Source organism: Gammaproteobacteria bacterium (assembly GCA_016716465.1).
GTDB lineage: Bacteria > Pseudomonadota > Gammaproteobacteria > SZUA-140 > SZUA-140 > JADJWH01.
Genome location: JADJWH010000004.1, coordinates 362,414 through 375,396, shown reverse-complemented (window position 1 = coordinate 375,396; position 12,983 = coordinate 362,414). Strand labels below are relative to the sequence as shown.

Sequence of the window (12,983 nt, the reverse complement as noted above, 5' to 3'; positions counted from 1 at the left end):
GAGGATCGGTGGGGTGCCGGCGTCGCTGCGTCCGTTATCCCGGTGCGGCAATTCTTGCATATTGTCTAATATTCGTCGATCGGATCTACGTCCAGCGCCCAGCGTACCTTGCCGGCTTGCGGCAGCTTCTGCAGCCGCTCCACCGCCGCGGCCAGCGCGCGGTGCAGCGGCGCGCGGCGCGCGGAGTGAAACAGCAATTGCGTGCGGTGACGGCCGGCGCGCCGTTCCATCGGCGGCGGTGCCGGACCGAGGATTTCCACTCCGGCGGGGACGGCTTGCGCCAGGTCCGCGCGCAGGGCCGCGAGAAAATCCGCGGCGGTGCGCGGATGAACCGATTCCGCCCGCAGCAGCGCCAGGCAACCATAGGGGGGCAGGTCGGCCTGGCGGCGTTCCTCCAGCAGGCCATGGGCGAAGCCGCGGTAGTCGTGCCGCAACAGGGCGGCGAACTGGGGGTGATCGGGATGATGGGTCTGGATCAGTACCTCGCCGGGTTTGTCGGCGCGTCCGGCCCGGCCCGCGACCTGGACGATGAGCTGTCCCATGCGCTCACCGGCGCGGAAATCGGCGCCGAACAGGCCCTGGTCGGCGTCGAGGATGCCGACCAGGGTGACATGCGGCAGATGATGCCCCTTGGTCAGCATCTGCGTCCCGAGCAGGATCTGGCGGCGGCCTTCCTGCACGCGGCGGAAGAGGGCGTCGAGGCTGCCCTTGCGGCGTGTGCTGTCGCGGTCGATGCGCACGATCTCGGCTGCGGGGAAGCGTTCGGCCAGCACTTCCTCCGCACGTTCCGTTCCCTGGCCGAGCGGCCGCAGATCCGGGCTCCCGCAGGCGGGACATCCGGCGGGAACGGGACGTTCGGCGCCGCAGTGATGGCAACGCAGCAGATGCCGCGCCCGGTGATAAATCAGATGCGCGTCGCAGCGCGAACAGTCGGCGACCCAGCCGCAGTCGTGGCATAACAGCGTCGGGGCGTAGCCACGCCGGTTCAGGAACAGCAGCACCTGGTGATCGCTTCCCAAATGGCGTTCGATCGCGCGGGCGAGCACGGGGGAGATGCCGTGATCCGCCGCCTGGTCGCGCAGGCTGACCAGGTGCATTGCGGGCGGTGTTGCCGCGCCCGCGCGTGTCGCCAGGATCAGATGCTGATAACGATTCTCCCGGCAGTTATGCAGGCTTTCCAGGGCGGGGGTCGCGGATCCGAGCACCACCGGGATCTTGAGATACTGCGCGCGCACGACGGCGAGGTCGCGCGCGTGGTAACGAAAACCGTCCTGCTGTTTGTACGACGCGTCGTGTTCCTCATCGACGATGATGATGCCGGGGCGCGCGAGCGGGACGAACACCGCGGAGCGTGTGCCGATGACGATCGGCGCGCGTCCTTCCGTCGCCGCGCGCCAGGCGGCGAGACGCTCGCCGTCGGACAGGCCGGAATGCAGCACCGCGAGTGGGATGCCGAAGCGGCGCCGCACGCGTTCCACCATCTGCGGCGTGAGGCCGATCTCCGGCACCAGCAGCAGCGCCTGGCGATCCGCGCGCAGCGCGCCCTCGATGGCGTGAAAATAGACCTCGGTCTTTCCGCTGCCGGTAACACCGTCGAGCAGAAAGGGCTGGAAGCGGCCGTGCGCGTCCTCGATCGCCGCCGCGGCGGCACGCTGGGAACCATTCAATGCGGGGCCGGTTTCGAGCGTCGCAGGCATGGACGCCGCCGGTGCGGTGTCTTCCACGGCAAGCTCGACGGATTCCACCCAGCCCTTCACGCACAGCGCGCGCAGGGCGTCGCGCGTGCCATGCTCGGTGAGCAGTTCCTGCGCGGAGATACCCTGCGGCGCCATGGCCAGTATTTGCATCAGCATCGCCTGCCGCGGCGCGCGGCGCAGCGATTCCGGTGCGTGGGCGCGACCCGCCGCGGTCAGACGCCAGTGCCGCCGGGTTCGCGCGGCAACGCCATCACCGCGACGCAAGGGAGCGGGCAGCGCGCCGAGCAGCACCTCGCCAGCCGGGTAGTGATAATAGTCCGCCGCCCACAGCAGCAGGCGGAACACGTCCGGGGAAAATATCGGCTGCGCATCGATGAGCGCATGCGCATGTTTCAGCCGCTTCGCATCGATACGGCTCGTCGCGGCGGTCGCCGTGATGATGCCGACCCGTGTGCCGCGGCCGAACGGCACCTGCACGCGCATTCCCGCCACGGCCGCGTCCGGCGCGACACCCTGCGGTGGCAGGTAGTCGAATCCCTGGTACAGCGGGGAATGCACCGCGATTTGCCAGAAGCGGGCCTCGGCGGTCATCGCGGGAGTTTCGAGGAGGTCTGAGCGGGCGAAAGAGGGCGATTTTGCGGGCCCGGACCCTCGCCGTGTGAGGTGGAGAGTGATGTATAAATCCTAACTCGTTGTCGAGCCGGATAATCAGGGGGTTGTCCACAAAACCTGTGGATAACTCTGTGGACGGAGTGGTGCATCATCATCTTAATGGCCACCGCCATTAGCATTTTTTTCGGATGGCGCGAAAATGGTCTGAGAAAATTCCATTTAAAAACATTAGCTTGACTATCCGCCTCCGCCGGGTGTGAAAAACCGCCCGCCGCGGGGGTGGCTTGTCGGCGACCCGCTCCGGATTGTGCATAAAGATGGTGCACGGCGCGCGAAAAAAGCAAGGGGGCGGGCGAAAAAATCGGATCACCGCCCTCAGAAGGGCTTCAGCGTCGCCAGCAGGACGATCACGATCAGGAAGAGTACCGGCACCTCGTTCAACCAGCGGTAGAACACGTGGCCGTGGCGGTTGCGGTCATGCTTGAAGTCGACGAGCAGCTTTCCACAATAGACATGGTAGGCGATCAGTCCCAGGATCAGCGCGAGCTTGATGTGCAGCCATGCCATGGAAGAGTACATTTCCCACGCGTAGGTGAACACCATCCACAGTCCGAACACCACCGTGAGCACCGCGCCCGGTGTCATGATGCCGTAGAAGAGCTTGCGCTCCATGATCTTGAAGCGCTCCCGTCCGGGGGTGTCCTCGCACTGGGCGTGATAGACGTACAGGCGCGGCAGATAGAACAGGCCGGCGAACCAGGTCACCATGAAGATGAGGTGCAGGGCCTTGAGCCACGGCATGGTCGTGTTCCGGTTCGCTCGTAGTGATGGACCGGCCCACTATACTGGTGCACGACGTGCGTTGACAATGTCCCGTCGCGCGCGTTTGCTTGACTTGCTCAGAGGGGTCAATTAGATTTAGGCCCACGTGGAGAGGGACGCATCCTTGGCTCCCGCAGAGATAACAACAAGTAGATGCGTTACTTCTAATTTGCGGCTGCCGGCCGCATTTTTTTTGGCGGTATGTCCGCCGCGAATTATTCCGAACGCAGCGCCTCGGGCGGCGCACTCTGCAGGCCGTTGTGCAGCACGCGCGCATTGATGCCGTAATTCTTCAGCACGAACACCGCTGCCGAGCTGCGGCTGCCGGTCTGGCAATAGCAGACGTACGTGAGCGAGCGGTCGAGGTCGCGCGCCTCCTTGTGCAGCGCGCGCATCGGGATGTTGCGTGCCTGTGGCAGGTGGGAGTGCGCGTATTCACTCGGCAGGCGGACGTCGATCCAGGCGGCGCTTCCGGCCGCGACTTCCGCGGCGGCGCGCGCATAGTCGACGGACTGCAGGGTGGGTTGCCGCAGCAGCGTGTTGAAATCCTCCTTGGAGAGCCGCAGCAGGATGCCATCGCTCCTCATCGAGACAGTGGCATTGCGCGGATTATCCGAGATCAGCGCCGCTTCGCCGAAGGAGGCGCCCGAGTCGAGTTCCGCCATCTCGATGCTGTCTTCGTCATTGTCGGGGTTGCGCATGACCAGCGCGATGCCCTGGTCGATCATGTAGAAATAATCGCCGCTGTCGCCCTGGCGGATGATCACGTCACCCGCGTGCACGATGATGGGTTCAAGCCGATGCAGCAGTAACTCGATGTTGGAAGGCGGGAGCCGGCGGAAGGTCGGTGACTTGATCATGGTCTTGAGCCAGTCCGCCTTGTTGATGGTGATGATGCCGTCCTCGCTCATCACGACGTCTTCCTCCGGGGCGGAGATCTGGCCCCAGGTCAGCAGGGTGTCGAGCAGTTCCTTGTCGATGCGCAAGATCTCGGCGCGCGTGACGGCGACCGCGGTCATGCGTCCCGGGCGATCGTTGGCGAGGGGATGGCGCGCCTCATCGCTGCCCGCGCTGATCGGATGCGTCCCGCCGGAATCGAGCGGGCGCAGTTCCACGCTGCCAGCGAGCAGATAGACCGCCTGGGTATCGGTGTCACCGGCCGCGAACAGGGTCTGTCCGGGCTCAAGGCATTCCAGGCGGGCGGTATCCAGCAATTCGCGCAACTGGTCGGCGGAAAGCGATGAAATCGGCTCCAGCCGCCTGATGCGCTCGATGTCCGTGATCTTTCGCACCGCGCTCATGATGTCGTTTCGTTCCACTCCGTTACGCGCTGGTCTCGAGGCGCGTCGTGATCCGGGCATTGCCCCGCGGACTCGCAGGGCCATTCTGGCCGGGTGCTGCAGCCGCCGCAGGGACCGTGGTAGACTGCGCTCTTGGTCCCCGGGCTTGGCATTATCATCGGCATTTATCCGGAATTCTTAACAAAGTCAGGGCTCAAGGCCCCCAGACATGTCGGCACGCCTACGCGAAATTCCCTATAACTACACCTCATTTTCGGACCAGGAGATCGTTGCGCGCTTCCTGGGGAGCGAGATGTGGGAGGTGATCAACAGTCTGCGCGCCTCCCGCCGCACGGGGCATTCCGCCCGCATGCTGTTCGAGGTGCTCGGCGACATGTGGGTGGTGACCCGCAATCCGTATATCCAGGACGACCTGCTGGAGAATCCCGGGCGGCGCGAGTCGCTGGTCCAGGCGCTGTATCACCGCCTGGACCAGGTCGACCAGCGCATCGAGGGGAACGATCTCGCCGCATCCTTGTGCACCTCCGCACGCGCCGCGGTGAACCGCTTCGCCGACGGTCTGTCGCGACAGCGCGAGCGGCGTAAAAAGGCGCTCAGGCGGCTGAGCCGGGTCACACGCCGCGACAACATCGATTTCAGCGGCTATGCCCGCATCGCCCATGTCACCGACGCCACCGACTGGCGCGTCGAGTTCCCCTTCGTCGTGATCAGTCCCGATACCGAGGCGGAGGTACAGGGCGTGGTCGAAGCCTGCATCGAGCTCGGCCTGACCCTGATCCCGCGCGGCGGTGGCACCGGCTATACCGGCAGCGCCGTGCCCCTGTATGAAGACACCGCGGTCATCAACACCGAGAAGCTCGAGGGACTGGGCGAGGTCGAATTCCGGACCCTGCCGGGGGTTTCCGCCCAGGTGCCGACGGTGCGCGCGGAGGCCGGCGTCGTCACCAAACGCGTGATGGAGCGGGCGGACGCCTGCGGGCTGGTATTCGCCGTGGATCCCACCTCGCAGGACGCCTCCACGATCGGCGGCAACATCGCCATGAACGCGGGCGGCAAGAAGGCGGTGCTGTGGGGGACGGCGGTCGACAACCTGGTGTCGTGGCGCATGGTGACCCCCGACGCGCGCTGGCTCGAGGTCGAGCGCATCAGCCACAATCTCGGCAAGATCCACGATCAGGAGACGGTGGAGTTCCGCCTGCGGCGTTTCGAGGCCGACGGCAAGACGCCGTACGGCGAGCCCGAGACCCTGCGCATGCCGGGCCGGCTGTTCCGCAAGCAGGGCCTGGGCAAGGACGTGACGAACAAGTTCCTGGGCGGTCTGCCGGGCGTGCAGAAGGAAGGCTGCGACGGCCTGATCACCTCGGCCGTATTCATCCTGCACCGCATGCCGAAGCACCTGCGCACCCTGTGTCTGGAGTTCTTCGGCAGCGACATCGGACCGGCGGTGCGCGCCATCGTCGATATCAAGGCCCACGTCGAGCGCATGCCGGGCGTGCTGTTGTCCGGCATCGAGCACCTCGACGAGCGCTATCTGCGCGCGGTCAAGTACAGCACCAAGGCGCCGCGGCGCGAGCTGCCCAAGATGATCCTGCTGATCGATCTCGCCGGCGACGAGGAACGCGCCGTCGCCGAGGCCGCCTCGGGCATCGTGCGGCTCGCCAATCAGCGCGACGGCGAGGGTTTCATCGCCGTCAGTCCCGAGGCGCGCCGGCGGTTCTGGGAGGACCGCGCGCGTACCGCCGCCATCGCCGCGCATACCAACGCCTTCAAGATCAACGAGGACGTGGTGATCCCGCTCGACCGCCTCGCCGAGTACACCGCCGGGGTGGAGCGCATCAACATCGAGCAGTCGGTCGGCAACAAGCTGCGTATCGTGCAGGCGCTCGCGCGCTTTCTCGCGGAGGATTTTCCCGCCCTACGCCTGGGCGAGGAGGCGGAACGCAGCCGCGAGGACGACGCCATCGTGGCCTCCAAGCGTGACGCCGCCCGCGCGCTGCTGGAACAGGTCGAGCGGCGCTGGTCCCAGCTGCTCGAGCGCCTCGACGCGGACGTCTCCGCCCACGCCGGGTTGCTCGACGAGGCGGCGCGCGCGGCCGCCCGCCCGGGCGATCGTGTCCTCGATCTCCTGCTGCGGCGCGATCTGCGCATTTCCTTCCGCTCCGAGGTCGAACGGCCGCTCAAGGAGATTTTCGGCGGGCGCGGGTTCGAGCCGGTGCACAAGCGCATCGATGAGATCCATGCGACGATCCGCTCGGGCCGTTTGTTCGTCGCCCTGCACATGCACGCCGGCGACGGCAATATACACACCAACATTCCGGTCAATTCCAACGATTACGCGATGCTGCAGGAGGCCGACCGCATCGTGGACCGGGTCATGGCGCTGGCTGGCGCGCTCGGCGGCGTGATCTCCGGTGAGCACGGGATCGGCATCACCAAGCTGCGCTATCTGGAGCCGGCCACGCTGGCGGAATTCGTCGATTACAAGCGGCGCGTCGATCCGCACGAGCATTTCAACCGCGGCAAACTGATGCCCGGGGCCGGTTTGGCCAACGCCTACACGCCGTCGTTGCGCCTGGTGCAGCAGGAGGCCCTGATCCTGGAGGACAGTGAGCTCGGCGCCCTCAACGATGACATCCGTCATTGCCTGCGCTGTGGCAAGTGCAAGCCGGTCTGCACGACGCATGTCCCGCGCGCGAACCTGCTCTATTCGCCGCGCAACAAGATCCTCGCCACCGGCCTGATCATCGAGGCCTTCCTCTATGAGGAGCAGACCCGGCGCGGTATATCGATCCGCCATTTCGACGAGATGAGCGACGTCGCGGACCACTGCACGGTCTGTCATCGCTGTCTGTCCCCCTGCCCGGTCGATATCGACTTCGGGGATGTCACCATCCGCATGCGCAACATCCTGCGCGAGCGCGCCGGCCGGCGCTCCAACTTCGGCACGCGATTGTCCATGGCCTTCCTGAATGTGACCGACCCGGCCACCGTCAAGCTGATGCGCAAGGGCATGATCGAGTGGGGTTACCGCGCCCAGCGGCTGGCGCACAGGCTGATGAAGACGTTCACGCCGCCGGGCCCGCCGGCGCGGCCGGCGGCGACCACCGGCGCGGTGAAGATCCCGGCCCAGATCGTCCATTTCGTCAAGAAACCGCTGCCGGGCGGCCTGCCCGCGAAGACCACGCGCGCGCTGCTCGGTCTGGAGGACGACAAGGTCATCCCCATCGTACGCGACCCGGCGCGGGTGAACGAGCAGTCCGATGCGGTGTTCTATTTCCCCGGTTGCGGTTCGGAGCGCCTGTTCAGCCAGATCGGGCTCGCGACGCTGGCCATGCTGTACGAGGTCGGGGCGCAGACGCTGTTGCCGCCGGGCTATCTGTGCTGCGGCTATCCCCAGCTTTCGAGCGGCGACGAGGCGCGCGGGCGCCGCATCACCACCGACAACCGGGTATTGTTCCACCGCATCGCCAATACGCTGAATTACCTCGACATCAAGACGGTGATCGTCTCCTGCGGGACCTGCATGGACCAGCTGCTCAAGTACGAGTTCGAGAAGATCTTTCCGGGGTGCCGTCTGCTCGACATCCACGAATACCTGATGGAGAAAGGCGTGCGACTGGAGGGGGTCAAGGGCGTGCAATACCTCTATCACGACCCCTGCCACAGCCCGATGAAGAGCTATGATCCGCTGCAGGTGACCGCTCGCCTGCTGGGTCAGCCCGCGGCCTTGTCGGATCGTTGCTGCGGTGAGGCGGGATCCTTCGCCGTCGCGCGCCCGGACATCGCCACCCAGGTGCGTTTCCGCAAGCAGGAGGAACTGCACAAAGGTATCGCCGCGTTGACCGGGGAAGACCGCGTCGCCGCCGGCGAGGTCAAGTTGCTGACTTCCTGCCCGGCCTGCCAGCAGGGACTGGCGCGTTATGCCGAGGATACCGGGCTCGATACCGATTACATCGTGGTGGAACTGGCCCGGCATCTGCTCGGTGAGGGTTGGCAGCAGGCCTTCATCGAAAAGGCGCGCAGCGGCGGTATCGAGCGCGTACTGCTCTAGTTCCCGATCCGGCTATTTCCCGCGCCACAGCCAGAACAGCAGGCTCAGCAGCAGACTGACGATGATCGAGGTCGTGAGCGGAAAGTAGAAGCGGAAGTTTTCGCGTTCGACGGCAAGATCGCCTGGCAGGCGGCCAAGACCGCTCTTCTGCAGCCACGGCCATGCCACGCCGAGCACGACCAGCACGATGCCCAGGGTGATCAGAAGACGCGCCATGCCGCGTCCCCGGGAGCGCCGCCGTTCAGTTGAGCGTGCGTACGCCGGCCGGAGTGCCGAGCAGCAGCACGTCGGCCGGCCGGCGCGCGAACAGCCCGTTGGTGACCACCCCGGTGAGGTTGTTGAGCTCGCCCTCGAGCTTGCCGGCGTCCAGGATCTGCAGGCCGTGCACGTCGAGGATGACGTTGCCATTGTCGGTGACGAATTTGTCGCGCAGCACCGGGCGACCACCCAGCTTGACGATTTCCCGTGCGACATAGCTGCGCGCCATCGGTATCACCTCGATCGGCAACGGAAATTTGCCCAGCACGTCGACCAGTTTGGAGTCGTCCGCCACGCACACAAACTTGCGGCTGGCGGCCGCAACGATCTTCTCGCGCGTCAGCGCGCCACCGCCGCCCTTGATGAGCTGGAGGTACTGGTTGCTCTCGTCGGCGCCGTCGACGTAGACCGGCAGGTCCCCGACCGAGTTCAGATCGAAGACCGGGATGCCATGTCCCTTGAGCCGCGTGGCCGATGCCTCGGAACTCGCCACCGTGCCCTCGATCCTGTGCTTGATGCGGGCGAGCGCGTCGATGAAGAAGTTCGCGGTGGACCCGGTTCCGACGCCGACCACGGCGCCCGCCTCGACGTAGTCGAGGGCGGCCTCGGCGGCCTGTTTCTTCTGTTCATCGCGCGTCATGACAGTTGCTCCCTGTGGGTGTGTTTTCCAGATCATACCGGTACGCACCGGCGATGTCATGGGCGGTGCGCGGCGTGGAGCTAGGCAGGAAGAGCCTTAATTGATACTTTATGCCGATGCCGAAAGACTACCTCACCCGGATTTTGAAGGCGCGGGTCTATGACGTTGCCCGCGAAACTCCCCTCGACCCGATGCCGTCGCTGTCCAAGCGGACGAACAATTCCGTGCTGCTGAAGCGCGAGGATCTGCAGCCGGTGTTCTCGTTCAAGTTGCGCGGCGCCTATAACAAGCTCAGCAAGCTCGCCGCTGGCGGACACGCCGGCGGGGTGATCGCCGCATCGGCGGGCAATCACGCGCAGGGCGTCGCCCTGGCCGCGAACCGCCTCGGCATGAAGGCCCTGATCGTGATGCCCGCCACGACACCCGGCATCAAGGTCGATGCCGTACGCGCGTTCGGCGCACGCATCGTGCTGCACGGTGACACCTATGACGAGGCCTGCGCCCACGCCTACGATCTCGCCGCCGCCCAGGGTCTGACCTTCATCCACCCCTATGATGATGTGGACGTGATCGCCGGACAGGGCACCGTCGCGCTGGAGATCCTGCGGCATGATCCCGAACGTATTCACGCCATCTTCGTTCCCGTCGGCGGCGGCGGCCTGATCGCTGGCGTCGCCGCCTGCGTGAAGACGCTCTATCCGCGCATCAGGGTGATCGGCGTGGAACCGGAGGACGCGCCGTCGATGCATCATGCGCTCGCGCAGGGGCGTCGCGTGCGGCTGCCCCAGGTGGGCATCTTCGCGGACGGGGTGGCGGTGCGCCAGGTCGGCAAGGAACCCTTCCGCATCGCCCGCAAATGCGTCGACGAGATTCTCCTGGTATCCACAGACGAGATCTGCGCGGCGATCAAGGACATCTTCGACGACACCCGTTCCATCGCCGAGCCAGCCGGGGCGCTGGCCGTCGCCGGATTGAAAAAATACGTTGAGCGTGAAGCACTAAGCAGTCAGTGCCTGGTCGCGATCGACAGCGGCGCCAACATCAATTTCGACCGTCTGCGGCATGTGTCCGAGCGTGCCGATGTGGGTGAGCGGCGCGAGGCGCTGCTCGCGGTGACGATTCCGGAGCAGCCGGGAAGCTTCCTGAATTTCTGTCGCGTGATCGGACGGCGCAACATCACCGAATTCAACTACCGCTACGCCGACGCCGGACAGGCCCATGTGTTCGCCGGCATCGAGGTGGCGCGCGGAGGCGAAGGTCGGGAGACGATCATCCGTTTGCTGCGCGATCGGGGCTATCCGGTAACGGACATGACTGACAACGAGATGGCCAAGCTCCACGTCCGCTACATGGTCGGCGGGCGCGCTCAGGGTTTGCGGGATGAGGTGCTTTACCGGTTCGAGTTCCCGGAGCGGCCGGGCGCCCTGCTGGAGTTCCTGAGCTGTATCGGTCGGCGCTGGAACATCAGCCTGTTCCATTATCGTAATCACGGCGCCGCCTACGGGCGCGTGCTGGTCGGCGTGCAGGTGCCGGCGCGCGACAAGTCCGAGTTGCAATCGTTCCTGGATAACCTCGGATATGAGTACTGGGAGGAGAGCGCCAACCCGGTGTACAAGCTGTTTCTGCAGGGGTACTGAACGGCGCGGGACGGATCGGAAAACACAAATCGAAATAAGCAAAAAGGCCCGTAAAAACGGGCCTTTTTGCCTTCTCAGGTGGCACGGGCCCCGTACTCGTGAGCCCGTGCCTGACCTGGTGTTACTTACTTCTTCTTGGCGGCCGCCTTTCTCTTCTTGGGGGCCGCTTTCTTCTTGGCCGCTGCCTTCTTCTTCGGGGCGGCCTTCTTCTTGGTCATTGATTTCTTCTTCGCTACTGCCTTCTTCTTCGTTACCGTTTTCTTCTTGGCTGCTGCTTTCTTAGTGGCCATTGACAATCCTCCAAGTGTTAAACGCAAGTGTAGTATAAACATCTTTGCACATAATGCTAGTGTCTTGTGCAAAATTTTGCTTTCGACTGTGTGTATCGACGATCGTGAATTATTCTTGAGCCCGCGCCGAATATTTTTTTCAGCGCCGCGCGGGCGCCACCGCATGCGATCGTTCGATGATGACCATCGCTGCATGAAACGCGGCGTCGAAGTCTACATGTCGCGCGCCGTGCATCGATGTGCGGCGGAACTCAAAACGTTTGATCGTCAGTCAAAAACGCCCTCTCCATCGTACCGCGGGAGCTTCTGCCGACGAATGCGGCGCACCCGCAGATATCCGTCGCGGTGATTATTCGAGAGCAAGGATCGCGGACCATTCCGCCGCCGTCACCGGCATGACCGAGAGGCGGTTGCCGCGCGCCAGCAGCCGCATCCCCGCCAGTGCCGGGCACGCCTTCAGTTTCTGCAGGCTGATGACATGTTTGAAGCTGCGTTGCAGGCGGACATCCACCATGTACCAGCGTGGTTTGTCGGGCGTTGACGCCGGATCGTGATGAGGATGGCCGGGATCGAGTGCGGTGAAGTCGGGATAGCCTGCGCGCACGATCTCGACGATGCCAGCGATGCCGGGAACGGCGCAGCTGGAATGGTAAAAGAAGGCAAGATCGCCACACCGCATGCCGTCCCGCAGGTAGTTGCGCGCCTGGAAGTTGCGCACGCCATCCCAATGCTCGGTGCGTCCGGGCCGCCGCGCCAGGTCGGCGATGGAGAATACGTCGGGTTCGGATTTGAGCAGCCAGTAGCTCATCGCGCAGAATCCAGTCCGGGGGGGGGATTCCGGAATATATGCGGGCGCGCGTCACTGAAGCAGCCGTCGAGGGCGACATCCCAGGCGGCGGCCGGCAAGTGTTCCACCCGCTGGAATTCGAAGGCGAGTCCGTAGAGTCGCGGCCGCCGCCAGTGATGGCGGCGGCGGAGGAACGCGAGACTGCGGTCGTAATAGCCGCCGCCCATGCCGAGACGGTGCCCGCGGTGATCGAAGGCGACCAGCGGCGCCAGGATCAGGTCCAGCGCGCCGGCACGCGCCCACGCGCGCGCCGCATGGACCGGCTCCGGGATGCCGTAACGGTTCATCCGGAGCGCGTCGCCGGCGTGATAGGGCACGAACCAGAGCCGGTTCGAGCCCAGGGCGTCCAGCACCGGCAGATAGCAAAGCTTGCCCATGGACCAGGCGCGCTGCAGCAGCGGACCCGGATCCATTTCGCCATCATTGGGCAGATAGAATGCGATGCGCCTGCTGTTGCGGAAGACGGGGCTGGCGGCGGCGACGCGCATCATGCGTCGCGCGGCGCTGCGGCGTTCAGCCGCGCTCAGACGGCGGCGTCTGTCGCGAAGGTCTCTGCGGGTACGTGCTCGCTCGGACACGATGGCGCTGAAACGGTGGGGCGGGCCGGCGGAAGGCGGCGGAAACGTGAGAAGCGGGTATCCTCCGCATCCGCCGTTGCGAACTTTCGCCCTTGAACCAACGGTTCAGGTGGGAACATCGGCGACATCACAGGCTTTCCGCCGCTGGCGGACATGCTCAAAGATATCGGCACTCAGTCCCCCGGGCTAGTGAATAGGCTCAAGAGTAGTACAGGTTCGCTAACGAACGTCGCAGGGGATACCCGCGTCC

The 12,983-nt window shown here is 65.0% G+C and carries 10 protein-coding genes and 1 other RNA gene; 2 read left to right on the top strand and 9 right to left on the bottom strand.

Annotated elements, in window-relative coordinates:
- Positions 1-65 precede the first annotated feature (65 nt).
- From IPM20_09505 to IPM20_09495, 3 genes are all read right to left on the bottom strand, one after another.
- Positions 66-2,288 (bottom strand): primosomal protein N', encoded by a 2,223-nt coding sequence (locus IPM20_09505; protein MBK9131850.1) that lies wholly within the window; start codon positions 2,286-2,288, stop codon positions 66-68.
- A gap of 396 nt (positions 2,289-2,684) precedes the next feature.
- Positions 2,685-3,110, bottom strand: coding sequence for a protoporphyrinogen oxidase HemJ (hemJ, locus tag IPM20_09500; GenBank protein ID MBK9131849.1), 426 nt, complete (start codon positions 3,108-3,110; stop codon positions 2,685-2,687).
- A gap of 236 nt (positions 3,111-3,346) precedes the next feature.
- Positions 3,347-4,432 (bottom strand): cyclic nucleotide-binding domain-containing protein, encoded by a 1,086-nt coding sequence (locus IPM20_09495; protein MBK9131848.1) that lies wholly within the window; start codon positions 4,430-4,432, stop codon positions 3,347-3,349.
- A gap of 208 nt (positions 4,433-4,640) precedes the next feature.
- On the opposite strand from IPM20_09495, the gene IPM20_09490 reads away from it, so the two are divergent.
- Complete coding sequence (locus IPM20_09490; protein MBK9131847.1) at positions 4,641-8,483, top strand: DUF3683 domain-containing protein; 3,843 nt, start codon at positions 4,641-4,643, stop codon at positions 8,481-8,483.
- Between the two features lie 12 nt (positions 8,484-8,495).
- Here the strand turns inward: IPM20_09490 and IPM20_09485 are convergent, their stop codons facing one another.
- Both IPM20_09485 and rpiA read right to left on the bottom strand, forming a co-directional pair.
- Entirely contained in the window at positions 8,496-8,699 is a 204-nt protein-coding gene (locus tag IPM20_09485; protein MBK9131846.1) for a DUF2905 domain-containing protein, read from the bottom strand.
- A gap of 25 nt (positions 8,700-8,724) precedes the next feature.
- Positions 8,725-9,381 (bottom strand): ribose-5-phosphate isomerase RpiA, encoded by a 657-nt coding sequence (rpiA, locus tag IPM20_09480; GenBank protein ID MBK9131845.1) that lies wholly within the window; start codon positions 9,379-9,381, stop codon positions 8,725-8,727.
- A gap of 116 nt (positions 9,382-9,497) precedes the next feature.
- Here rpiA and ilvA point away from each other — a divergent pair, with 116 nt between their 5' ends.
- Positions 9,498-11,018 carry a threonine ammonia-lyase, biosynthetic gene (gene ilvA, locus IPM20_09475; GenBank protein MBK9131844.1) on the top strand — a complete coding sequence of 507 codons (1,521 nt, stop codon included), beginning with the start codon at positions 9,498-9,500 and terminating at the stop codon, positions 11,016-11,018.
- A 125-nt stretch (positions 11,019-11,143) separates the two neighbouring features.
- On the opposite strand, the gene IPM20_09470 is transcribed toward ilvA, so the two are convergent.
- From IPM20_09470 to ssrS, 4 genes are all read right to left on the bottom strand, one after another.
- Complete coding sequence (locus IPM20_09470) at positions 11,144-11,308, bottom strand: hypothetical protein (protein ID MBK9131843.1); 165 nt, start codon at positions 11,306-11,308, stop codon at positions 11,144-11,146.
- Positions 11,309-11,657: 349 nt separating this feature from the next.
- Complete coding sequence (locus tag IPM20_09465; GenBank protein ID MBK9131842.1) at positions 11,658-12,116, bottom strand: EVE domain-containing protein; 459 nt, start codon at positions 12,114-12,116, stop codon at positions 11,658-11,660.
- Positions 12,113-12,736, bottom strand: a complete 624-nt coding sequence (locus IPM20_09460) for a 5-formyltetrahydrofolate cyclo-ligase (GenBank protein MBK9131841.1) — start codon at positions 12,734-12,736, stop codon at positions 12,113-12,115. The genes IPM20_09465 and IPM20_09460 overlap by 4 nt, the downstream gene beginning before the upstream one ends.
- 54 nt (positions 12,737-12,790) lie before the next feature.
- Positions 12,791-12,974: non-coding RNA, 6S RNA (gene ssrS / locus IPM20_09455), on the bottom strand.
- Positions 12,975-12,983: the final 9 nt, after the last annotated feature.

What these genes read in the sequence shown, in the direction of transcription:
- IPM20_09505 (MBK9131850.1), bottom strand. Translation starts at nt 2,288, where the DNA reads ATGACCGCCGAGGCCCGCTTCTGGCAAATCGCGGTGCATTCCCCGCTG.
- hemJ (MBK9131849.1), bottom strand. Translation starts at nt 3,110, where the DNA reads ATGCCGTGGCTCAAGGCCCTGCACCTCATCTTCATGGTGACCTGGTTC.
- IPM20_09495 (MBK9131848.1), bottom strand. Translation starts at nt 4,432, where the DNA reads ATGAGCGCGGTGCGAAAGATCACGGACATCGAGCGCATCAGGCGGCTG.
- IPM20_09490 (MBK9131847.1), top strand. Translation starts at nt 4,641, where the DNA reads ATGTCGGCACGCCTACGCGAAATTCCCTATAACTACACCTCATTTTCG.
- IPM20_09485 (MBK9131846.1), bottom strand. Translation starts at nt 8,699, where the DNA reads ATGGCGCGTCTTCTGATCACCCTGGGCATCGTGCTGGTCGTGCTCGGC.
- rpiA (MBK9131845.1), bottom strand. Translation starts at nt 9,381, where the DNA reads ATGACGCGCGATGAACAGAAGAAACAGGCCGCCGAGGCCGCCCTCGAC.
- ilvA (MBK9131844.1), top strand. Translation starts at nt 9,498, where the DNA reads ATGCCGAAAGACTACCTCACCCGGATTTTGAAGGCGCGGGTCTATGAC.
- IPM20_09470 (MBK9131843.1), bottom strand. Translation starts at nt 11,308, where the DNA reads ATGGCCACTAAGAAAGCAGCAGCCAAGAAGAAAACGGTAACGAAGAAG.
- IPM20_09465 (MBK9131842.1), bottom strand. Translation starts at nt 12,116, where the DNA reads ATGAGCTACTGGCTGCTCAAATCCGAACCCGACGTATTCTCCATCGCC.